Origin of the sequence: Binatus sp. (SeqCode) (assembly GCF_049584895.1) — a bacterium.
Taxonomy (GTDB): Bacteria; Desulfobacterota; Binatia; order Binatales; family Binataceae; genus Binatus.
The window spans coordinates 1-23,133 of record NZ_JBAUYR010000012.1; the positions used below are offsets into that span (position 1 = coordinate 1).

At 59.8% G+C, this 23,133-nt stretch carries 20 protein-coding genes, 1 tRNA gene and 1 pseudogene; 12 read left to right on the plus strand and 10 right to left on the minus strand.

Going from position 1 to position 23,133, the window contains the following annotated elements:
• The 8 genes from WB650_RS02395 to WB650_RS02430 all read right to left on the minus strand — a co-directional run bounded on the left by WB650_RS02395 (position 1) and on the right by WB650_RS02430 (position 9,726).
• Positions 1–71: transfer RNA gene (locus WB650_RS02395), tRNA-Arg, on the minus strand.
• 159 nt (positions 72–230) lie between these two features.
• Positions 231–1,088, minus strand: coding sequence for a GNAT family N-acetyltransferase (locus WB650_RS02400; protein ID WP_422306412.1), 858 nt, complete (start codon positions 1,086–1,088; stop codon positions 231–233).
• Position 1,089: 1 nt separating this feature from the next.
• Positions 1,090–3,255: a KAP family NTPase gene (locus WB650_RS02405; RefSeq protein ID WP_422306432.1), complete on the minus strand. Its 2,166-nt coding sequence runs from the start codon at positions 3,253–3,255 to the stop codon at positions 1,090–1,092.
• A gap of 118 nt (positions 3,256–3,373) precedes the next feature.
• A complete protein-coding gene (locus WB650_RS02410; RefSeq protein WP_422306415.1) occupies positions 3,374–4,207 on the minus strand; it encodes an inositol monophosphatase family protein in 834 nt (277 codons plus the stop codon).
• A gap of 66 nt (positions 4,208–4,273) precedes the next feature.
• A complete protein-coding gene (locus WB650_RS02415) occupies positions 4,274–5,620 on the minus strand; it encodes a carbohydrate porin (protein ID WP_423959282.1) in 1,347 nt (448 codons plus the stop codon).
• Positions 5,617–6,987: a sugar porter family MFS transporter gene (locus WB650_RS02420; RefSeq protein ID WP_423959284.1), complete on the minus strand. Its 1,371-nt coding sequence runs from the start codon at positions 6,985–6,987 to the stop codon at positions 5,617–5,619. The genes WB650_RS02415 and WB650_RS02420 overlap by 4 nt, the downstream gene beginning before the upstream one ends.
• A gap of 84 nt (positions 6,988–7,071) precedes the next feature.
• Positions 7,072–8,250: an acyl-CoA dehydrogenase family protein gene (locus WB650_RS02425; RefSeq protein WP_422306419.1), complete on the minus strand. Its 1,179-nt coding sequence runs from the start codon at positions 8,248–8,250 to the stop codon at positions 7,072–7,074.
• Positions 8,251–8,325: 75 nt separating this feature from the next.
• The gene (locus WB650_RS02430) at positions 8,326–9,726 is read right to left on the minus strand and encodes an ABC1 kinase family protein (protein WP_422306421.1); all 1,401 of its coding nucleotides are present in this window, start codon (positions 9,724–9,726) and stop codon (positions 8,326–8,328) included.
• 272 nt (positions 9,727–9,998) lie between these two features.
• Here WB650_RS02430 and WB650_RS02435 point away from each other — a divergent pair, with 272 nt between their 5' ends.
• On the plus strand, positions 9,999–11,252 hold the full coding sequence (locus WB650_RS02435; protein WP_422306423.1) for an MFS transporter: 1,254 nt from the start codon (positions 9,999–10,001) through the stop codon (positions 11,250–11,252).
• Between the two features lie 106 nt (positions 11,253–11,358).
• Here the strand turns inward: WB650_RS02435 and WB650_RS02440 are convergent.
• Positions 11,359–12,110, minus strand: a pseudogene (locus WB650_RS02440) (glucose 1-dehydrogenase).
• Positions 12,111–12,329: 219 nt separating this feature from the next.
• On the opposite strand from WB650_RS02440, the gene alaC reads away from it, so the two are divergent.
• The 7 genes from alaC (at position 12,330) to WB650_RS02475 (ending at position 19,011) form a co-directional block, all read left to right on the plus strand.
• Positions 12,330–13,535: an alanine transaminase gene (alaC, locus tag WB650_RS02445; protein WP_422306427.1), complete on the plus strand. Its 1,206-nt coding sequence runs from the start codon at positions 12,330–12,332 to the stop codon at positions 13,533–13,535.
• Positions 13,536–13,571: 36 nt separating this feature from the next.
• The gene (locus WB650_RS02450) at positions 13,572–14,879 is read left to right on the plus strand and encodes a homoserine dehydrogenase (protein WP_422306429.1); all 1,308 of its coding nucleotides are present in this window, start codon (positions 13,572–13,574) and stop codon (positions 14,877–14,879) included.
• A 3-nt stretch (positions 14,880–14,882) separates the two neighbouring features.
• Positions 14,883–15,986: a threonine synthase gene (gene thrC / locus WB650_RS02455; protein WP_423959287.1), complete on the plus strand. Its 1,104-nt coding sequence runs from the start codon at positions 14,883–14,885 to the stop codon at positions 15,984–15,986.
• 314 nt (positions 15,987–16,300) lie between these two features.
• On the plus strand, positions 16,301–16,525 hold the full coding sequence (locus WB650_RS02460; protein WP_423959289.1) for a DNA-directed RNA polymerase subunit alpha C-terminal domain-containing protein: 225 nt from the start codon (positions 16,301–16,303) through the stop codon (positions 16,523–16,525).
• Between the two features lie 58 nt (positions 16,526–16,583).
• The gene (locus WB650_RS02465; protein ID WP_423959290.1) at positions 16,584–17,819 is read left to right on the plus strand and encodes a cofactor-independent phosphoglycerate mutase; all 1,236 of its coding nucleotides are present in this window, start codon (positions 16,584–16,586) and stop codon (positions 17,817–17,819) included.
• Positions 17,820–17,834: 15 nt separating this feature from the next.
• Positions 17,835–18,788, plus strand: a complete 954-nt coding sequence (gene glpX / locus WB650_RS02470; protein WP_422302752.1) for a class II fructose-bisphosphatase — start codon at positions 17,835–17,837, stop codon at positions 18,786–18,788.
• 40 nt (positions 18,789–18,828) lie between these two features.
• The gene (locus WB650_RS02475; RefSeq protein ID WP_422302750.1) at positions 18,829–19,011 is read left to right on the plus strand and encodes a hypothetical protein; all 183 of its coding nucleotides are present in this window, start codon (positions 18,829–18,831) and stop codon (positions 19,009–19,011) included.
• A gap of 4 nt (positions 19,012–19,015) precedes the next feature.
• Here the strand turns inward: WB650_RS02475 and WB650_RS02480 are convergent, their stop codons facing one another.
• On the minus strand, positions 19,016–19,471 hold the full coding sequence (locus WB650_RS02480) for a hypothetical protein (RefSeq protein WP_422302748.1): 456 nt from the start codon (positions 19,469–19,471) through the stop codon (positions 19,016–19,018).
• A gap of 82 nt (positions 19,472–19,553) precedes the next feature.
• On the opposite strand from WB650_RS02480, the gene WB650_RS02485 reads away from it, so the two are divergent.
• From WB650_RS02485 to WB650_RS02500, 4 genes are all read left to right on the plus strand, one after another.
• Complete coding sequence (locus WB650_RS02485) at positions 19,554–20,333, plus strand: enoyl-CoA hydratase/isomerase family protein (protein ID WP_422302746.1); 780 nt, start codon at positions 19,554–19,556, stop codon at positions 20,331–20,333.
• A gap of 16 nt (positions 20,334–20,349) precedes the next feature.
• Complete coding sequence (locus WB650_RS02490; protein ID WP_422302744.1) at positions 20,350–21,135, plus strand: alpha/beta fold hydrolase; 786 nt, start codon at positions 20,350–20,352, stop codon at positions 21,133–21,135.
• 229 nt (positions 21,136–21,364) lie between these two features.
• Positions 21,365–21,811, plus strand: coding sequence for a Zn-ribbon domain-containing OB-fold protein (locus WB650_RS02495; RefSeq protein ID WP_423959294.1), 447 nt, complete (start codon positions 21,365–21,367; stop codon positions 21,809–21,811).
• A gap of 69 nt (positions 21,812–21,880) precedes the next feature.
• Positions 21,881–23,041: a thiolase family protein gene (locus WB650_RS02500; protein ID WP_422305009.1), complete on the plus strand. Its 1,161-nt coding sequence runs from the start codon at positions 21,881–21,883 to the stop codon at positions 23,039–23,041.
• Positions 23,042–23,133 lie beyond the last annotated feature (92 nt).

Genomic DNA, 23,133 nt, shown 5'->3' on the forward strand with positions numbered 1-23,133 from the left:
GCCCCGGCCGGGAATCGAACCCGGACCTGAGGTTCCGGAGACCTCCGTGATGTCCTTTTCACTACCGGGGCAGTGCGATTCGTCAATCGACACAACTATATCAGCAATCCGCCGCGGACAAGGCGATCGATTGTTGAGCGCGCGGTTCCCGTCTTTGTGTCATCCCGACAGAAGCCGAGGGACCCGGGATCTTTTTTGATGTCGAGGTACTTCCGGCGCTCCCCCGCTAGTCAATAAATGATCGACGGGATGAACGGGAAGCGCGGTTCGTTGTAGAGGCCGACGCTCATCAGCGTCATCTGTTGCATCAGCCGCAAGCCCTTGCTGTAGCACCATCGGAGCAGTTCGCCGTTGCGCGACGGGATCAGCGGGCCGCATCCGAGAAATTCTGGCGCCGCCGAAATGAGTGCCTTGAGTTCCTCGTTCGATTCGCCGACCGCGTGACCAGCGTATCCGATTGCGCTCGCGTAGCCAGTGATGCGTCCGAGATGCTCGACGACATTGGCCGTCCCTTCCTTGATCGCTTCGCGCAATTCGCCCGCCCGGTCGTGTCCGTGCACGACGACGCATAACCGGTTGCACGCTTGGAGGTCAGCGTCGGTGGCGGCGCGAACCTGGTAACCCGCGATAGATTGTTTGATCGGCGATCCAACCATCACCGACAGCGGCTCGCGGATTTCGAAGCCGAGCTTCGCGTACAGACTGAGCGATCGATTATGATAGGCGGTCTGCACCAGGCGCACGCCCGGCATTCGATTGGCCACGACGCGATCGAGCACGTGCTGCATCATCGCGCGCCCGGCGCCGCTGTTCTGCACCTCGGGATCGACGCTGATCGGCCCGATTCCCGCAATCGGCGATCGCTCATCCATGAAGTTGCTGCCGGCGGTTCGTCCGTTCATCTCGGCGACGATTCCGTAAATTCCCGGATTGGAAATCATGCTGCGGACGACACCGTGAGCAGCCTCCAGGTTTGGAAACTCGTGCGGGAAATTATGCTGGTCAGCGAGCTCGCAGAACGCGCGGTAGCAAATTTCGCCGCAGACCTCGACGTCCTCGCGGCTCGCACGTCTAATCTTCGTGTTCATCTTACTTCTTGGTCGGGAGTATCTTCGTCAGCGGATCCTGAGGATTTCCGCCCGCTTGACGGATTTCATATTCGCGAACAAATTCCTTCAGCGCAAGCTTTTCCTTCTCGGATAAGGCCGAACCGCCCTCAAGTAGGGTGCGGCAACGGTCAATTATGGTACTCGGATCAAAGAAAGGTCTGAACCATTCCGGATCAAGCTGATAAAAAGTACTGCCTACTCGGTCGGTGAGACCGTGTGTTGTACCCCTATTCAATGAGCCTGCCAAAAGTTTCACCAGCCCTTGATCTGTTGAGATCAGTATCTTTATCGCCGAAGACACTTCTTCTACTCCGGCCATCTCCCGCCACTCGTTCAACAACGGAAGTTGGCCTGACAGGTTAAGAAGAGTTCCATCCGCCGCCGCAGCGCGCACCCGATCGAGAGCTATACGTTCTAACTCTTGCAGATGTTCTGCAGTAAATGTGCGATTGCTTTCTTGCACGGGCTCCCTCGCACCATGCTTTCCGTATTCTTGTCCGAAAATGGCGACCTCCTGTGTGATGATCCCGACCGCCGCGCCCTCGCGAGCTGCGCCACTAAATATTCGAAACCGATCTGGTTCTTCTAGCCGTACCAAGATTTGGCGCAGGACACGTGCGATCAGGAGATCATTGCTTATAGCGAAAATGTCGAACGGCCTATCCTCTTCCCGGCAAAGTCGATCTCCTATTTCCAGCAGCGACGTCACTACATTGGGTATGTGAGCCAACTCCAAGTCTGCGGCGGTATAATCCTGTATTCGAATGAGCATCCCGCGAGCCCGTGATGTGCCGTCTGCTAAAATGTCCGATGAAAGGCGAAGGAAACTCTCGCTGAACTCTTTTGAATCCTTGGCGGCATTTAACAGTGACTTGATCTCGTCAGTTGAGAATTCACCTTTTGGCAACGAGAACGCGAAGTAAATTGGAAACCGCTCGGGAGAGCAAATCCTTCCCTGCCTGCGCCAATTGGAATCGAAGTCATTACCGTAATTCGCTTCTAGCCTCGGGAACATCCGTTTCAGCAGCGCACCAGTCGTTTCGCGGGCATCTTCTTTTACGCCAGCGCTGGTCAGCAATTCGCCCAAATCAACTTTTTTATGACCGCCTCCCCAAAGGAGCTCCGAGTGATGCAGGAACATATTGGGGTTACTCCTAACCAAGTCGTAGGCGCGAGGTTGGAAAACTCGAAGTGCTTCGATCGCGACGAAGTCTGCGAGGTTAACCTCTTTGTGAACTGCCGGGTAGGTGAACTGCAGGGCATTCATCAGCCGCGCGACATCGCGCGGTGTCTTAAGAAGAGGCCCTATACCGTCGAGAAAGACGTTCCCCCAGTACTGCTCATCGAACATCTCCAGGTCGTGACCTCCCACCGACTCGTCCAACGCGTCCAGCTTGCGAAAGAACATTCGATGGAGCAAGGAACGATCAATGATTGGCAGATCGATCGGAACTTGGACGATCTTCTCGATGAATTGGGTTTTTTCCGCCGGAGACCCCGGCTCAACAAGAGCCTTTGCAACTATGCGGGGGTCGAAAGCAAGGATATAGACCACGTTGGGAAAGTCGCCGACCGCTTTTACCAAGCGGAAGACCTGCCTAATCTCATCGAATGTGAGGCGATCAATGTCGTCGATTGTGACAACGACTAGCTTTCCAAGACCGCACAATTGCTCGGCGATCATTTCCTTGACCCCGGGTACCGTTAACTCGGGCGCGGTAGTGAACCACTCGACGGCACGTCCCACATCTGCCGCGGTACCGACGGGGAGGCGCGATACCATTCCGCCGAGCCGGTTGAATAGTTCCCGTATGCGGTGCACGGCACCTGGACCCTCGAAAGCGGACTGAAGTGTCTCGAAGAAACGGCGGACTAAATCTTCGCGGCTGGCGAACCACCAGGGATCGAACTGAATCAATATTGGCCGCTCGTCGGACTCCCTCTCGCGCAAGAAGAATCGCACCATGTTGAGCAGCGAGGTCTTTCCCGAGCCCCAAGGACCGTTAATCGCGATTACGAAACCTTCGGGGGCCGCCGTCGTTAAAATTCGCTTCCCCAGATGTGAAGCGAAAGACGCGTATCCAAGTTCGTCGTCGTCCGGATTGTTGAGGGGCCTGTCTCCAGATATCCCCTCCTCGGGTTTCATTGCCACATCTTGGCCTCCCACTGGCCGAAGGTCATTTTTCGAGTGTTGGCGATTTCCTTTGACGGAGTCAGGCAGAAGTAATTTGCAACATCGCCAACGAGTAAGCGATTCTTTTAGTCTACGCCGAGGCCTTCGTCTCGCGCAGCATCTCGGCGTGACGGCGGTCGGCTTCGGGCCGCGTCTGCGTGATCGTTTCGACCAGCTCATCATGAATCCGCCCGTTAGTCGCCACTATATTCGCGCCGCCCAGGTCGAGCTCGGATCCATCCATGTTGGTCACGCGTCCGCGCGCCTCCTCGACGATCAACGATCCGGCGGCTACGTCCCACGCACGCAGTCCGAATTCCCAGAAGCCATCCGTGCGTCCGGCCGCGACGTACGCGAGATCGAGCGCCGCTGACCCTGTCCGCCGGATGCCCTGGGTGCGCGTCATCAGTTCTTCCCAGAAGCACATGTAGAAACGACGGCGCTCGCGCCGGTCATACGCGAATCCGGTGCAGAGGAGGGCGGAGCACAGATTTGGCGTCGCACTGACCCGAATCGTCTTGCCGTTGAGGCGTGCGCCCTGGCCGCGATGCGCCACGAAGCATTCTTTCTTGAGCGCGTCGAAGACCACGCCGAACTGCACCCGTCCGCGGCGCTCGTAGGCAATCGACACGCAGAATTGCGGATAGCCGTGCGCGAAGTTGGTGGTGCCGTCGAGCGGATCAATGATCCATCGATGGTCACTTTGATGCGCGCTGGCGCCACTTTCTTCCGCGAGAATCGCATGGGTGGGAAATGCGCGATGGATAACCTCAATGATCGCCGCCTCGGATTCGCGATCGGCTTCGGTCACCAGATCGATCGAGTTCGACTTGCGATTGATAGTTATTCGGCTGAGTCGTTTAAGATGAATTCTACCGGCGGCACGCGCCGCCCGAATCGCAACCTGTTCGATTTCGTTGATCACGGTAAATGGAAAGTATTACTCGCGCGGTGACCGGTCCAGCGCGACGCGCAGATCAATCGACAATGTCTAAAGAGCAATCGTCACCTGCACGGCGAGAACCAACGTGTCGCTGACAAGGCCGGTGCCGTTTGGTCGGAATACGCCTTGTATATCCGGTTGCACGGTCAGCGAGGGGGTCACGTTGTACATGTAGTTAGCCTCGATGATCGCTTCATGCGTCTGGGTTGGCTGGTGAGCTGCGCGCTGAGCGTCCCGGAGATCGCTGGAAAATTGCCCCCAGATTCCAAACAAGCCCAACTCGTCCTCGGGTCGGTGCGGAATCAGCCCGAAGTAGAGCAGCCCGGCATCCCAGAAATATTCATCGGTGTTCATCTTTGGCGGCGCATACGTGAAGGCGAGGAATGACCACAAACCTTGATGAGGATTGGTTGCGCCCTCCGGCCGGCGCAGGAGCCGCTGTTGGCCGGTTACGTACATTTGCCAGGTTCCCCCGCGCATCTGGCCGGTCTTGAATTGCAGCCTTGGTTCGGAATCATAGAGTCCGCCGAGCTTGTAGGTTCCCGGATATCCGAGGTCTCGTATCAGCTTGGGCGAATAGCCGAGCTCCTGCATGATCGCGACGCCGGAATTATGACGGAAGCTGAAATCAACGCCGTGGAACTTATCGCTGCGAAAGTCCCGGTAGGTATTGTACGCCCCCGTCATCGAGTAAAACTCAGGCGAGGGCTGATAGCGTGCGCGAACTCCCCACGCAGCGCCCGGGTAGCTCGGTACATTGGCGTTAGTCGGAATACTCAGTGGATTACCGCAGAAGCCGAGGTTTTGCGCGAAGCAGTAGTACGGCGATGTCGCGAAGTCATCGAGCGCGTTGATACGGCCGCCAACGACGTCGAGTTTCCGGTCGAAAAATAGATGTTCGACTGCCAGGTCCACCAGCCGAATCGTTTGATGTCCGAAAATCTGCTGCACCTGAAGAGTGTTGGGGATGTCCTTCGACAGACTGTTGCCTGTGCGTTCCGAGGCTGATGCAAGAAAGTAGGTATCGCGGAGGCCGATCAGTTTTTGCAGGTCCGATGCGATCCCGAGCGCGATGTTGTGCGTGTATCGGAACTTGTGCACTTCTCCGCCGACGGGATTGCCGGCGGATTCACTTTCATAGGAGCCGAAAAAAGAAACTCCCGCGTGCGCGAGGTCGGTACGCACGCCATCCCAATTTCCCGTCGCCCCGTTTAGCTGAGCCCAGGATCTAGGGGCGAACAAAATCATAGGATCGAGTACGCCCCATTCGGAGGCCCAATCCTGGTTGGTCGTGTGCATCCACGGCGTTGAGAATGTCTGAGCCTCCCCGGCAGTCGGAAAGATGGAGGCGAGCACGAAGCTGACCACAAGTAATCTGAAAATCAACCGACTCATTTGGCAGGCTGCTGATGTACGAGGTTGGTTGCGGTTGCATTCCGCCACTGGCGCGAGATGTCCTCAAGCGACTTTCCTTTGGTTTCAGGAACCCAGCCGACTACGAATATGAACGCTGCCACTCCCATCGCCGCATAGAGAAACCAGAGCGACGGTCCCAGCATCGCTTGCAGAACCGGGAACGAAAGACTCACGAGAAAGTTCGCTGTCCAGTTGGCGGCCGTCGAGATTCCAGCCGCTCGCGCCCGCGCACGGTTGGGAAAGATTTCTGAGATCATCAGCCATACGACCGGCCCCAGCGAAAAAGCGAAGCAGACGATATACAGTCCGATGAATCCTACCGTAATTGGCGCAACCCAGTGTTGGTTAACATCGAACCTTGAACCGAAAAGTTGAGCGAAGCCGAGCGCGGCCAGACTCACTGTCATTCCAATCAGTCCGGTCAGGAGCAGCGGCTTTCTTCCGACTCGATCGACCAGCCAGATTGCGATCAGCGTAGAGAAGACGTTGACGACCCCGATCCCGGCAGTTGCCGCCAACGCGGTGGTCGCACTGTTCAGTCCGGCCTTCTGAAAAATCTGGGGCGCGTAGTAGATAATCGTGTTGATGCCGGTCACTTGCTGGAGAACCGCGAGCCCGACCCCAACCAGCAGCGCTGGACGAAGTCCCGGCATCAGCAACTCCGACCACGCAGCGGGCCGATTGTGTTCGAGGTCTTCGTGGATCTGTTTTACTTCCGCATCGATTTCATCGGGAGACCGCACCAGCGAGAGAGCGTGCCGAGCGGCCTTTTCCGCTCCCGTTTTCAGGAGCCATCGCGGTGACTCGGGCATCGCGATCATTCCGATCACGAGCATTGCGCCGGGGACGAATGCGAGCCCCAGCATCCAGCGCCACGCGTGATCGGGCGCCAAAGCTCGATCGACAACGTAGGAAACCAGGATGCCGAGGGTGATCGCCAGCTGAAAAAGCGATACCAGCTTGCCGCGATTACGTGGCGGCGAAAGCTCCGCGATATACATCGGCGCTGCTACCGACGTCAGTCCTATTGCCAGTCCGATGAGGACGCGACTTGCGATCAGAACTTCGACGTTGGGCGCGAGCGCTGAGAAAATTGAGCCTGCAACAAAGCTCAAGCCGGCGGCGATGTTGGTCCAGCGCCTGCCGATTGCGTCAGACGAAGTACCTCCGATCAGCGCGCCGAACAATGCGCCAAAGGTCACCGCGCTCACTACGAGTCCCTGCTCGGCAGGGCCAAGATGGAACTCGGGAACGATGAAGAGCATTGCGCCCGCAATCACTCCCGTATCGAAACCGAACAAGAGGCCGCCGACTGCCGCAACCGCGGCTATCAATGTGATGTACAAAGTCGCTCTGAACCCCCATCTCAGCTCCTCGCGTGCTCATTAGGTCGGATTTACCTTCGGGTCAAGCACGGCTGATTCCGCCGCCTACCAGCGCGGGGTTTCGGACAGTCCTACGCCGAGCGCGACTTTGCCCAGCAGCTCGCGGGCGCGGGCGTTGGACAGTGGATGGTTCGGGCCGGCGCGGACGTCGCGGTAGTAGCGCTCCATCGGGAATTTCTTCAGCATCCCATGCGCGCCGACCACTTCCATGCAATAATCGACGGCGCGGATCGCGTTGTTGGTCGCGACATACTTCGGCATCACGACGCGCGCCAGTCCCGACTCGCCTTTGAACGATGCGCGATCGCGAATGTAGTCGTTGGCGACGCCGAGATAGAGCGCGCGCGACTGAGCGATCAGCGCTTCGGCCTCGGCAATCGCGAACTGGATACCCGGCAGATACTTGATAGTGCGCGGCTGCGTGAGCGGCTTCAGCCGGCCGGCAAATTCCTTGGCAAACTTCAATGCGGCAATCGCGACGCCGGTATATGTTGCCGCAACGGAAACGCCGAACCACGCGAACAGCGAGATCGCCTGGTCGTTCACGGGACCGACCGGCCGCGACTCCGCCATCGCAATCGCCGGCACGCGGACGTCCTTGACCACAAGGTCGTGACTAGCCGTCGCCCGCATGCCCATCGCGTCCCACGTTTCGATAAGTTCGAAGCCGGGAGTGCCGCGTGGCACTACGAAAGTCGCCGAGGCCGGCGGATTGGAATCCTCGATCGTCGCCATCACCATGAACAAATCGATCACCGGCGACAGGCTGGTGAAAGTTTTGCGTCCGTTGAGGACGTAGGTCTCACCCTCGCGGCGCGCGCGAGTCGCGAAGTAACCCCAATCGCCGCCAGTCTCGGGTTCGCTAATCCCGCCGCCGAGGATTTGATGTCCGCGCCCGATCACGTCGAAGAACAATTCCTCCTGCGGGCGGCCGGTGGCGCGCTCGACCATGCTGCCGATGCCGAACAGATGCATGTTGATCGCGATCGTGGTCGCGGCGCAGCCCTGCGCGAGCTGCTCCTGGCATAGCGCAAAATCCTCGAGGTCGGCGCCGAGGCCGCCATGCTTCTCGGGAATAACGAGTGCGGTGTAGCCGGCCGCTTTCATCTTGTCGACGTTTTCGACCGGAAATGAATTGTCGCGATCATGCTCTCCGGCGCGAGTCGCAAAGTCGGCCGCGAGTTCTGCCGCCAGCGGCACAAGTTTGTTGCGTCGATCAGACATCAATAGGTCTCCACCAAAAAATTACAGGGCAAACAGTGCCACGAAGAAGCGCGCGAAGGAACCAGAGGGAGAAGACTACTTGCCGGCAGGAGTATTCGCTGCGGCGGCAGATGAACCGTTGGCCGGTATCGCCGTCATCAAGCGCTGCGCGTACGGCATGATCGTCGTGAACAGATTCACTTGCGAGTCGAGCGACTTGCCGAGTCCGCTCAGCAGACCCATCATGCGGCCGACCAGCAGCACGTCGGCCGGAACCTCGACCACAGGATTTGCGCGTATCGCCCGCGGCAGTTCTTCATTGAACTGATCGATAAGGTCCTTGTCGGCGTACGCCTTCTTCGACTTGATAGTGTTGCCGAGAAACAAGTCGGCGAACGCCAGCAGCGTGTCGGGATCGCCGTTGCGCGTGCGAAAGCCCAGCTCGTGGAACGCGGCGATGATACCTTCGCGATTCGCAGTAAGAATCGAAAACGTCAGTCGCACGATACCGTCGCGGAACGTGGGCGGGAAATCCTTGGCCAGGCCGAAGTCGAGCAACACGATTTTCGGGCCCGGCTGAACCAGGATATTGCCGGGATGCGGGTCGGCATGGAAAAAGCCGTCGCGCAAAACCTGATCGCAAAATATCTCGACCAGCTTCTGCGCGACCGCATGCTTGTCGATCCCCGCTCGCTCGAGCGCCTCGACGTCGGTCACCTTGATGCCCTCGAGCAGCTCCATCGTGAGCACGCGCCGGGTGGTAAACTCGCGATAGACTTCAGGAACGATCACTGCGGGATCCGAGCCGAAGTTGCGGCGCATCGTCGCGGAGTTTTCGGCCTCGTGAATGAAGTCGAGCTCCATCGGGATGTACTTGAGCGCCTCGCGCATCAGGACCCGATAGTCGAAGTCTCGCTCGAGCTTCGCAAGCCAATAGAGCACGGTCGTCATGTTGCGAAGGTCGGCGCGCACGATGCCGTCGATTCCGGGATACTGCACCTTCACCGCGCATCGACGGCCGTCGTGCAGGCGCGCGCTATGCACTTGCGCGAGAGATGCCGACGCCAGCGGGACGGGATCGAACTCGGTATAGACAGCTTCGAGCGGGCGACGCAGTTCCCGCTCGATCTGTTCGCGGATCATCGCAAACGGACGTGGCGGTACGCGGTCGTGCAGGCCGGAAAGCGTCGAGACCCATTCGTCGGGGAGCACGTCGGTGCGAGTCGCGATAAACTGGCATGCCTTGATCAGCAAACCTTCGAGGCGGAGCGCGGTGCGATTGAGTGCTTGGGCGGCGCGGAGATCCTGCCGCCGGAAAAGTTCGGCTTTGTTGCGATCGTCGATGAAGCGCGTCCAGAGCTGAGTGCCTTTGTAGCCCACATACACGTACGCCGCTAGCCATACGACATTTGAAAAACGCCACGCGCGAGTCGCGAGCCCCGGTTCGGGCACGTCTGCGGGAAAATCAAAACTGCGGTCGAGGCTCGGGTTGCTCATGCGAAGACGTCGGACCTCTAGATGCTACGTGATACCTGCGATTCTGAGAACCGGGACAGCTTGTTTAGCTTCCCTACAAGGCGCTTGACTGAAAGCCAACCACTGGAATAATCTGTGCGTCATGAAGCCGAGTGGTGATGTACGTCGAGTCCCCAATTCAATTAAGGTCCTCCTGAATTGAGACGGACATTGATACTTGGCTCTAAAAAGCCCCGGGCGCTTGCGAGCCCCGGGGCTTTTGCTTTTGGCGCACAATGCGCGAGGAAATTTCGGTGGAAATCGCACGGCCGCATGCTCCGACAATTCGCGATATCATTCGCCGCTATTACACGGTATGGGGCATGTACTCGTTCGCCGGCGGATTCCTGTTCGGCGTCTACCCGATTTTCCTGCATTCGCGCGGGCTCAACCAGTTCCAGATAAACAGCGTCCTCGCGACCTACTTCCTCGTCCTGTTTCTGACCGACGTACCTACCGGCGCCTTCGCCGATCTCCTCGGCCGCCGCCGCTCGTTCGTGCTGGGAGCGTTCCTCCGCGTCTCCGCATTCCTGCTCTATTTCGTGGCGCATCATTACTATGTCTTCATCATCGCCGAGAGCATCGACGGTGTCGGCACGACCTTCGGCAACGGCGCGATTGACGCATGGGGTGTCGACGCGCTCGACGACGCCGGCTACGACGGCCTCAAGGACCGGCTCTTCTCGCGCATCTCGCAACTGAGCACGATTGGCTTCATGGGCTCGGCGATGATCGGCGCGTACGTCGCCGACGTCAACATCGCGTGGCCGTGGATCCTCGGTGCAGGCGGCTACGTAATCGCTGGTACCGTCGGCGCATTCCTGATGCACGACGAGCGTGTGCGCGCGACCACCGTTAGAGTCGCGGATATCCCGCGGCGAATCGCGGAAAATGTCGGCGGTGGCATCCGTGCCGGACTTGGCGCGAACACCGTCCTGATGCTGAGTATCGCGAACGCAATCACGGTGGCCGCATGGGCGCCGTATTGGGTTTCGTGGCCGGTGATGTTCAACGAAAGCCTGGCGGTGGGCGTGTGGATCATCGGCTGGATCTATTGCGGGTTGTCGTTGGCGCGCCTGATCGGCGCAGAGCTAAGTGCGCGATTCGAGGTTGACGAATCGCAGCGCGCGGCGCGGGTGAGCATGCTGTTAATCGCGGCGAGCGCGATGCTGTTCCTGGCGGGTCTGTTCGGCGGGAAGCCGGTCGTCTCGCTCGCGATGCTGTTCATCATGAACCTGTTCACGGGCGCGATGATGCCGCTGGTGCAGAGCTGGTTCAACGAGCAGCTCGAGTCGGGCAATCGCGCGACGTTGCTGTCGTTCAACTCGACCTTCCAGACGATGGGCGGCGCCGTCGGCCTGCTGGTCGCGGGGCGAATCGCAGACACCGCGGGCATACCCTTCGAATGGCAAATCGCGGGTCTGATCTCGATGTGCGCGGCGCCGGTGTATTGGGCGACGAGGCGTCGCGAGACCGAGGCAGTCGCGCTCGCCGGCGCCGCGAAGTGATCATTCAGTGGCACAGGCTTTAGCCTGTGATTTTCTGTAATTTTCCGATCCGCACAACCCGAATCACCGGCTGAAGCCGGTGCCACATATGCCCCATATTTCTGTTTTAGTGTAACCCTCCGGATGCGCTGATTCTTTCGCCCGTCAGCCAGGAGGAATCGTCCGAGGCGAGAAAAACAATCACCGGAGCGATTTCCTCCGGCCTGCCGAATCTTGCCGCGAGCGGTGTAGCCGCTGCTCCCGCATTTCCCGCTTCACTGCCGACGAAGCCGCTGCCCCGGTTGCCCTCGGTATCGACCAATCCCGGCGCTACGACATTGACCCGGATGTTTCGCGGTCCGAGCTCTTTCGCCATCGCCATCGAGATTGAATCGATCGCGCCCTTGGTGCCGGCGTAGAGCGTGGAATTCGGCACCGGGTTGGCGCTTGCGATCGAGCTGAGATTGATGATGCTGCCGCCGGTGCGTGGGAAATACTTGAGCGCTTCCTGCGTCGCGAGAATCGTCCCGAGCACGTTGATATCGAACTCGCGATGGAACTCTTTTTCAGTAATGGCCTCCAGCGAATCAAACTGAAAGACGCCGGCGTGTTTACCAGTACGTCGACCGAGCCGAGCGCCTTCTTCGTCGCCTCGAACATCCGCTTTACGTCGGACGCCTTGGAAACATCAGCCTGAATCGCGATCGCCTTGCCGCCTTCGCGCGTAATCTGCGCGACGATGCCTTCCGCTCCTTCTTTGCCTGAAGAATAGTTTACCGCGACCGCGGCTCCTTCGGCGGCGAGCGCCTTGGCGGCCGCAGCTCCGATTCCTTTCGATGCACCGGTGACGATTGCCACTTTGCCTGCTAGTTTGTTCATAAGCGATAATCCTACTGGGTTCTGGTTAAGAGCTTCACTGCTAGCCTTTGATGATATCGACGAAAATCACCTTGAGTCGATTCTTTCCTGGATTTGCAGGGACCAGAAAATCACAGGCTAAAGCCTGTGCCACCAACTAAATTAGTTACTTTTTGACGTTCCTCAATCTCGCAACCCTACTAGCGGCATCCGCGGGGGTCCGTTAAAACTTATAGCTCGATGGATTTCCCACGAATCAAACGGCTGCCGCCCTACGTCTTCAACGCGATCGGAGAACTGTGCCTGCAGGCGCGGCGCGCCGGTGAGGACATAATCGATTTCGGGATGGGAAATCCCGATGAGGCGACTCCTCCGCACATTGTGGCCAAGCTGGTCGAGGCCGCCACCAAGAACGCCAACCATCGCTACTCGGTCTCGCGTGGCGTGTACAAGCTGCGGCTGGCGATTTGCGATTGGTACAAGCGGCGCTACGGCGTCGAGCTCGATCCTGATTCGGAAGCGATCGTCACGATTGGATCGAAGGAGGGCATCGCGCACCTGGCGCTTGCGATTCTCGATCAGGGCGACGTGGTGCTCGCTCCCACTCCCACGTATCCGATTCATCAGTACGGATGCATCATTGCGGGCGCGCAGGTGCAGGGCGTGCCGATTCGGCGCGGCGAGGAATTTTTCGACGAGCTAATGGCGACGGTCAATCGATGCTGGCCGCGGCCCAAATTCCTTATCATGAACTTTCCGCATAACCCGACCACCGCGACCGTCGATTTGCACTTCATGCAACGAGTGGTGGAGTTCGCGCGCGAGAACGACATCATGGTCGCGCAGGATTTCGCGTACGCGGACCTGTGCTTCGACGGTTACAAGGCACCCTCGATGATGCAGGTGCCGGGAGCGAAAGAAATCGGCGTCGAGTTCTTCACGCTGTCGAAGAGCTACAACATGCCGGGCTGGCGGGTGGGCTTCGCGGTCGGAAATCGCGAGATGATCGCGGCGCTGGGCCGATTGAAGTCGTACTTCGACTACGGGATGTTCGCTCCTGTGCAGGTCGCGGCAATCGCGGCGCTCAACGGGCCGCAGGAATGCGTCGCGCAAATCAACGCTACCTACAAGAATCGGCGCGACGTGCTGGTCGACGGGCTCAACCGCGCCGGATGGCCGGTCGAGAAGCCCAAGGCGACGATGTTCGTATGGGCGCCGATTCCGGAGCCGTTCCGCGCGATGGGATCGCTCGAATTTGCCAAGTTTCTGCTCGCCGAAGCCAAAGTCGCGGTGTCGCCCGGAGTCGGCTTCGGCCAGGACGGCGACGGCTTCGTGCGTTTCGCATTGATCGAGAACGAGCATCGCACGCGCCAGGCGCTCCGCGGTATTCGTCACGCACTGCGCGCCGGTCACGCCGAAATTCCGCGGGCGGCCAGCGGCTCCTGACCCCAATCGCGATTACATCGGGGAACACCTAACAGATTGAAACCGGTACGGATTGCCCTGCTCGGATGCGGTACCGTGGGCGGCGGCGTGGTCAAGCTGCTGCTGCGCAATCCCGACAAGTACGAGCGCATCCTCGGCGCGCCGCTGGAGCTGGCGGGCGTCGCGGATAGAAGCCTCAAGCCCGACGACGTGCCCGGCCTGTCCGCGAAACTTATCACGCGCGATGCGGCCGCACTGGTGGCGCGTCCCGATATCGATATCGTGGTTGAGTTGTTCGGCGGTCATGAACCGGCGCGCGCACTGATCATGAAGTCGCTCGCGGCGGGCAAGGACGTCGTGACCGGCAACAAGGCTCTGCTCGCTGAGCATGGCGGCGAGATTTTTCGCGAGGCCGGCAAGCGCGGTCTCGCCGTCGGCTTCGAGGCGAGCGTCGGCGGCGGCGTGCCGATCATCCGCACGCTGCGCGAGGCGCTTGCAGGTGATCGGCAGCGCGCCGTTTATGGAATCGTCAACGGCACCTGCAATTCCATTCTCACCACGATGTCGGAGAGCGGCGTCGAGTTCGGCACCGCACTCGCCGAGGCGCAGGCCAAGGGCCTGGCCGAGGCGAATCCCGCGACCGATGTCGAGGGGCATGACTCTGCGCATAAGCTTTGCCTGCTGGTGACGTTGGCGTTTGGCGTGATGGTGAAGCCGGCGCAGATTTACACCGAAGGGATCACGCAAATCACGCAGGCGGATATCGAGTACGCGCGCGAACTCGGCTATGCGATTAAACTGCTCGCGATTGGCAAGGATGACGACGGCGGGATCGAGGCGCGGGTGCATCCCACGATGATTCCGGATCGCCATATGCTCGCGGGCGTCGGCGGCGCGTTCAACGCGATCTATATTCATGGCGAAGCGCTTGGCGCGACAATGTATTCCGGGCTTGGCGCGGGCGAGATGCCGTCGGCGACCGCGGTGATGGCGGACATACTCGAAATCGCGCGGCACCGAATGGCCGAGGGCTCGGCGCGAACCCACGCGTTCGGATTTCCGATTCACCTGATGAAAGGCGCCAGTGTCAAGCCGATGGACGACGTGGTATGCGAGTATTACCTGCGGTTCACGGCACCGGATAAGCCGGGGGTGCTCGGCGCGATTGCGTCGGTGCTGGGAAGGTATGGGCTGTCGATCGCGTCGGTGATTCAGAAGGATCGCGGGAAGACGCGCACGGTGCCGGTGATTATGCGAACCCATGACGCCCCCGAGCGCAGCCTGAAACGGGCGCTGGCGGAGATTCGTAAGAAAAAAATCGTGCAGTCGGCACCCGCGTTTATTCGAATCGAGGAGAAGCTTTAGGCGATGGCGTCGGACTCGAAGAGCGGATCGAAAAATCAGCGGCTGTTTCACTGGCCCGGGCTCATCGAGCATTATCGGCGCTTCCTGCCGGTAACGGATTCGATGCCGGTGGTCACGCTGAATGAGGGCAACACCCCGCTGATCGAGGCGCCCGCGATCGCAGAGCGGCTCGGTCTAAACATAAAGGTTTACTTTAAGTTCGAAGGCGCCAATCCTACCGGCTCGTTCAAGGATCGCGGCATGACGCTCGCGATTTCGAAGGCGCTGGGCGAGGGCGCTCGCGCCGTCATATGCGCGTCGACCGGGAACACGGCAGCGTCCGCGGCAGCGTACGCGGGGCGCGCGGGGCTGAAGGCGTTCGTGCTGATTCCCAAGGGCGCGGTCGCGCTCGGCAAGTTGTCGCAAAGCGTGATGCATGGCGCGCGCGTGCTCGAGGTGATCGGAAACTTCGACATCTGCTTGAAGGTTGTGCGCGATGTCGCGGAGCGCGACCCGGTCAGGATTCGACTCGTGAACAGCGTGAATCCTGATCGAATCGCGGGACAGAAGACGGCGGCGTTCGAGATCTGCGACCAACTTGGCGACGCGCCTACGCATCATTTTCTGCCGGTTGGTAACGCCGGGAATATTACCGCGTACTGGGCGGGCTACCAGGAATATAAGTCAGTGGGACTCAGCGAGCGCGTTCCGAAGATGATGGGCTACCAGGCGGCAGAGTCGGCGCCGATTGTCGTCGGCCATCCGATTGACGATCCGCATACCGTGGCGACGGCGATCAAAATCGGCAATCCCGCGAGCTGGAAAGGCGCGACCAGCGCGCGCGACGAGTCGGGCGGGATTATAGATATTGTCACTGATTCAGAAATCCTCGCGGCGTATCGGCTGATCGCCTCGGGCGGCGTGTTTGCGGAGCCGGCGTCGGCGGCTTCCGTCGCGGGTCTGCTGAAATATGCGGGTGCAGGGCAACTTAAGCCGGGCTCGGTCGTCGTATGCACCCTTACCGGCCACGGCCTCAAGGATCCCGACACGGCGCTGAAAAACTTAAGTAACACTATCGTGGTCGAACCGGACATCGCGAAAGTGCTGAAAATTTTGGAACGCGAGTAAGCGAAAAAACGTGTCGGCAATGGCTAAGTTTCGACGCAACGGATTGCTCAGTGGCGACCAGGTATCGATCACTGCTGAACTATTCAGCCTGACGCATGCGGATTTTCTCTGCTATGCCTAACCGTATGAACCACTCCGCAAGCTGCTCCCCGACCCCCGCCCGGATGCCCGAGATCCTCAGAAGCCCGCTTCGCACGAAAACTCTTTTTGACGGAACGAAGCTAGCCTTGGTAGTAGCCCCCTCCGAAGACCACTACGGGTGGATACCGGATCGATTTGCCAGAGAGAACTGATTCAAGGATAAGATCCCAGCTATGCCGATAAATGAGATCTTCCTTCGTTCGGTCGAGGGATTGCCGATTTCGGTTCGTACGTCTTACGGATTGCGGAACGCCGATATCCAATATGTCGGCGAGCTGGTGCAGTGCACTGAAGAGGAACTGCTGGAGATTAGGAACTTCGGTCGCAAGTCGCTGAACGAGGTCAAAACGATCCTCGCGGAAATGGGATTGTCTCTTTGGATGAGGCTCGACAATTAGTCCCACGCTCGCCCTCGAACTGAACCACTGCCTACGGGTGGTGTGAATCGGAAATGCGATGAAATACATCATCATACACGGCGACGGGATGGCGGATTGGGCGTGCGAGGAGCTCGGCGGCCAGACGCCGCTCGCTGCGGCGCACAAGCCCAACATGGATCTGATGGCGACGCGCGGGACGCTCGGGATGGTCGCGACTATTCCCAAGGGCATGCCGTCGGGCAGCGATGTCGGCACCATGACGATGCTCGGCTACGACCCGGTGCGTTATCACACCGGGCGCGCGCCGATCGAAGCGGCGAGCCAGGGAATCGAGATGGGCCCGCGCGACGTGGTGTTCCGGATGAATCTCGTCTCGCTGAAGCCGGGCGACAACGAAAGCGGCGCGATGATCATGAACGACTTCACGTCGGGTCATATCACCAGCGAAGAAGCGGCGCAGATCGTCTCCGACCTGCGCAAGGAGCTCGCGGGCGACGGGATCGAATTTTTCAACGGCGTCAGCTACCGGCATCTGATGATGTGGCGCGGCGGAATCGCGACCACGCACCTGACTCCTCCGCACGACATCACGGGCAAGCCGGTCGAGGACCATCTGCCAAAAGGTGCGGGTGCGGATTTGCTGCGCGATCTGACGCGGCGCTCTGCCGAGATTTTGCGCGAGCATCCGGTGAACAAGGCGCGCCGCGGGGCAGGCAAAGCTGAAGCATCGTCAGTGTGGTTCTGGGGGCAGGGCACGCGACCGTCAGTCCCCACATTGAAGGAGCGCTTCGGCGTCGACGGCTCAGTGATATCGGCGGTCGACCTGGTCAACGGGCTTGGCCGGCTCGCGGGACTCAACCTGATCAAGGTTCCCGGCGCGACCGGATTTCTCGATACCGACTACGCCGCCAAGGCGCGCTATGGGCTCGAATCGCTCAAGTCGCGCGACTTCCTGCTGTTGCATATCGAGGCGCCCGACGAGGCTGGTCACATGGGCCGCGCCGATCTGAAGAAGGAAGCGATCGAGCGTATCGACGAGTTGATCATCGGGCCGATGCTCGCGGGGCTTGGCGCGCTTGGCGATTTCGCAATCCTGCTGATGCCCGACCACGCGACGCCGAGCCAGCTCAAGACTCATTCGCCGGAGCCGGTGCCGTTCGCGCTGATGACCTCGGCCCAGTTCAAGCCCGGCGGCAGCACGCCGCGTCGCTACACCGAAGACGAGGGCACCGCGACCGGAGTGCTCGTCGGCGACGGCTATCACCTGATAGAATCTCTTTTCGGCAGCCCCTTGAAGACCACGTCGAACTGACCCGGAGGCCTCTGGATGGAGCGGAATCTTGCCCTCGAAGTGGTGCGCGCGACGGAAGCCGCGGCGCTCGCGGCGGCGCGCTTCATCGGCAAGGGCGACGAGCGGATGGCGGATCGGGCGGCGTGCGACGCGATGCGCAAGACGCTGAACTCGGTTGCGATGGACGGCAAAATCGTGATCGGCGAGGGCAAAGAAGGCGACGCCGAGTTCCTGTACGAGGGCGAAATAGTAGGCACCGGCGCGGGCACTGAAATCGACGTCGCGCTCGACGCGATCGAAGGTCCGATCATCTGCGCAACCGGTGGCCCCAACGCGCTGTCATGCGTCGCGCTGGCGGAGCGCGGGAGAATCCTGCGATGCCCCGACACCTACATGGATAAAGTCGCGTGCGGTCCGGCGGGACGCGGCGTGATCGATATCGACAGGTCGCCAACCGACAATCTCAAGGCACTGGCCGAGGCGAAAAAAGTTTACGTCGAAGATCTACGCGTCGCGATCCTCGATCGCCCGCGTCATGAAAAGCTGATCAATGAAGTCCGTCGCGCGGGCGCCGGTATCAAGATGATCTCAGCCGGTGACCTGTCGGCGGCGATCGCGACGACGCGGCCCGAGAGCGAAATCGATATGCTCATTGGAATCGGTGGCGCGCATCAGGGCGTGCTGGCCGGCGCCGCGATTCGTTCTGCCGGCGGCGAGATGCAATGCCGGTTCATGCCGCGCAACGGAGAGGAAGCCGAGGCATGCCTCGCGATGGGCATCATGGACTTGAAGCATCGCTACACGCTCGAGGAGTTGGCGGGCGAGAACGTGATGTTCGCGGCGACGGGAGTGACCACCGGCGACTATCTGCGCGGCGTGCGATTTTTCTCCGGCGGCGCGATGACCAACAGCGTCGTGATGCGATCGAAGACGCGCACTATTCGCTTCATCGAAGCGATTCATCATTTCGATTTCAAACCAGAATATTAAAGCCGGATAGGCTGGAAGGTGGCGGGATATGTGGTTGCGCGTGAGTATGAAAGACAGGCCGCTGATGATTAACGCCGATCAGATCCTCAAAATTGTGGAGATTCCCGGAGGCGCCAAAGGCGCTCGCGGATGCCACGTATATCTCTCGCTCACTGACTACGTGGAAGTCGATCAATCGCTGCACGAGATGATGATTTCGCTCGGCTTCGAAGAGCGGAGTTAGCCACTTACATCATCTGCAAAGCCTGGCATGTGCTCGAATCGGCCTTGAACTGGCCGGAGAGGCACGACATCTTGGCCGCGTCGATCAGAGCCGGCTCGTCCCATTTTGCCGGCCACGGACCAGTCTTGACGGCCGCGCACGCCGGTCCGTTGCCCATCGTGCACCACGTGCTCAACTCACCGTGCAGCACGGCCATCTGCTCGCATGCGTCCTGTCTGCCGGCGTTGCAGGCGGGCGTTTGAATCTCGATCGGCGCAGTGGATTCGATGAGGACCTTGGTGTCGCTCACCTGCTGGACGATCGTATGACACGCAGCCTGGTTGCCTTCGTGGCATTTGTCGGTTGCTTCGGCGCGAATCTTGGTGACGAAGGTCTCTGCATTCGAACTACATCCCGAACAGAGAAAAAGCACAATCGCCAGAACGAAGAGCCGCGCCGACATTCCCGATTTGATTCGCACGTGCGCATTGTTTCGCGCGCGATGAGTAGCGCGCAAGCGCCGGGGGCTTGACACTTAAACCGTTGAGGGCGGAATTAGAAGCGTGGAATTCAAAAATATTATTTTCGAAAAGGCTGCGATTGCGACGCTGACCGTTAACCGGCCGACGGCTCTCAATGCGTTGAATCGCGAGGTGCTCGAGGAAATCGCGCGTGTGATTCGCGAGGTGCGTCACGACGCTTCCGTGCGCGTACTGATCGTCACCGGCGCGGGCGACAAGGCATTCGTCGCGGGTGCGGATATCGCGGCGATGGCGAAAATGTCGGCTATCGATGGTCTCGATTTTTCGCGCCTGGGCCATCGTGTGATGGAGAGTTTCGAGGACCTGCCAATTCCCGTCATCGCGGCAGTTAACGGCTTCGCGCTCGGCGGCGGCCTCGAGCTTGCGCTCGCATGCGACCTGATCGTCGCCAGCGAAAAGGCGCGCTTCGGGCAGCCCGAGATAAATCTCGGACTCATCCCGGGCTTCGGCGGAACGCAGCGCCTGCCGCATCGAATCGGCCACAATAAAGCGCGCGAGCTGATCATGACCGGCGACATGTTCGACGCGAAGACCGCTCTTGAACTGGGCCTCGCGAACCAGGTCGTGCCGCCCGGGGAACTGATCGAGACGACGCGCAAACTGGCCGAAAAAATCGCGAGCAAATCCGCCGTCGCGCTGCGTCAGGCAAAAGCCGCTCTGCGAGCCGCCTTCACGATGGAAGAGGACGCTGGCTTGCGCTACGAGCAGGAGGCATTCGGCGTGACCTTCGGCAGCGCAGATCGCGTCGAGGGCACCACAGCCTTCGTCGAAAAGCGCCCGCCAAACTGGCAGCACAAATAGCCCTCACGATTGCTTGTTGAAAGTTCGCTTATACGGCGCCTCGGGACCTCAAGTCATCGTCGTGCACGGCGGGCCGGGCGCGTGCGGATCGATGGCTCCGGTGGCGCGCGGAATCGCCGACTCCTTCCGCGTGCACGAACCGTTTCAAAGCCCCACCAGCGCGACTGTCGCCGATCACGTCGCGGACCTGCACGAAGTCGTTGAATCCTTATCGTACAGCCGACCGCCTGCACTCGTTGGCCATTCGTGGGGGGCGATGCTGGTGCTTGCTTACGCGGCGGCGCATCCGAGTTCGGCGGGTCCAATCGTGCTCGTATGCAGTGGTACGTTCGATTTGGCCGCGCGCGAGCAGTTCAGCATCAATTTGTCGGAGCGCAAGAAGGATACGGGTGCTCGGCGGCGATTCGAACTTGCGCAGCAAATCGCGGATCCGAATGATCGATTCCGCGAGTTGGGTAAGCAGACGCTTGAACTGTATTCGTACGACCTGGTGACGACCGATCAGGAGATCGAAGAGTCGGAGCCGGGCACGAGCAGCGAGACCTGGGACGACATGGTGCGGCTGCAAAACCAAGGCGTGTATCCGTCGGCGTTCTCGGTGATCAAATCACCAGTTCTCATGCTGCACGGCGAGGTAGATCCTCATCCCGGGGAAATGATCAGAGCGAGCCTCGCGCCGTATATCCCGCAATTGGAGTATCGGGAATGGCAGCGCTGCGGCCATTATCCGTGGCTCGAAAAAGCCACTCACGCCGAGTTCTTCTCGGTACTGCGCAACTGGCTTACGGATCGATTGGAATAACGTGGCACCGGCTTCAGCCGGTGATTCCAGTGGCATGGACAGGAAATCACAGGCTGAAGCCTGTGCCACTAAGAAGGATCTGTAGTCGTCAGTATTGTCCGCGCGACTGTTGACGACCTGTCTGACCTGTGGGAAACTTCGGCGAAAGAGAGAGCGACGGCGCCGCCGCACGAGGCGGCGTTGGTCATTCTGATAGCACAATTATTATCGAATCGTCCGGAGGATCTTCATGGCTGAGCAGGCTCAAGCTACTACTGACACGGGACCGCGCCCGATCGTTCCATGGCTGAAATTGGCGCCCAAGCCGCATCTCGAAGGCATCAAGTGCGGCGAGTGCGGGGCAATCTATCTCGATCCGAAACGGGTCGCGTGCTCGAAGTGCGGTAAGACCGACAAGTTCCAGCCGGTGACTTTGTCCGACAAGGGCAAGGTGTACGTGTTTTCGGTCGTGCATCAGTCGTTCCCCGGAATCAAGACGCCTTACGTGACGGCGATCGTCGATTTGCCCGAGGGCATCAGCGTCCGCGCGAATCTGACCGACGTCGATCCCGAGCAGGCGCAGAAGGAACCTAACAAGATTTTCAATCTGCCGGTTGAATTGGTGACCGGCGTTGCGGCCAAGGATCGCGAAGGGCACGAGGTCGTGGCGTTCTCGTACAGGCCAAGTAAAAATTAGGGTCCCAAAAAGGCGAACAAACTTTACGACGGACCTGAGCTACGGGCCGGGCCGCCAGGAGGAATCAAGATGCGAAATGTTTATGTTCTCGGAACCGGGATGATCAAATTCGGGCGCTATCCCGAGAAGACTGTTCCGGAACTCGGCGGTGCGGCGGCGCTGCTCGCGCTCAAGGACGCCGGAATTGCAATCAAGGACGTCGAGATGTTCGCCTGCGGAAATCTTTACCAGTCCAATGCGATGGTCGGGCAGCGAATCCTGCAGCAAATCGGCCAGACCGGAATCCCCGTGATCAACGTCTCGAACGCATGCGCCACCGGCTCAACCGCTTTTCGCGAGGCGTATATGTCGGTCGCATCGGGAATGTATGACATCTCGATGGCGGTCGGTGTCGAGCAGATGGGCAAGCAGGGATTGCTCGGCGGCGCCGGCGGCGGCGACCCCGCGTACTCGACCGAGGGCAAGCTCGGTTCCGGCCTGATGCCTGCGGTGTTTGGACAGGCGGGCATCGAGCACATGCGCAAGTACGGCACCAAGCCTGAGCACTTCGCCAAAATCTCGGTGAAGTCGCACAAGCATGCGACCAAGAATCCGTTCTCGCAGTATCGCAACGAAGTCTCGCTCGAAGACGTGATGAATGCGCGCATGGTGGCGTATCCCAACACTCTTTATATGTGTTGCCCGACGGGCGACGGCGCTGCGGCTGCGATTCTCGTCAGCGAGGACAAGCTGAAACAGCTCGCGGGTGGACGCAAGCGCGCAAAGATCGCGGCCTCGGTGCTCACTTCCGATCCGTGGACCGATCGCACTGCCACTCTGCCCGATGTCAGCACGCTCACGCGGCGCGCGTCGAAGCAGGCGTACGAGAAGGCCGGCATCGGACCCAAGGACATCGCGCTTACCGAATTGCATGATTGCTTCGCGACTGCGGAACTCGTGCACTACGAGAACCTCGGACTGTGCGGCGACGGCGAGGCCGGCAAGTTCATCGACTCGGGCGGCGGCGTGCATCCGAGCCTCGGCGGCCACGATCCGGTAAACGTGTCAGGCGGATTGCTCTCGAAGGGGCATCCTCTCGGTGCGACCGGCGTCGCGAATATCTGCGAAGTGGTCTGGCACCTGACCCAGGACGATCGTGCGAAAGATCGCCTGGTGCCTAACGCCAAGGCGGGCCAGGCCCATGTTATCGGGCTGGGCTCCGCCTGCACGATCCATATCCTGACGGTATAATCAGGACTAACGCCTAATCGGCACTTCGAGAGAGGGCCGCCCCAACAGGCGGCCCTTTTTCTTTCCCTAGTGGGCCGATAAGTTTGACGGGA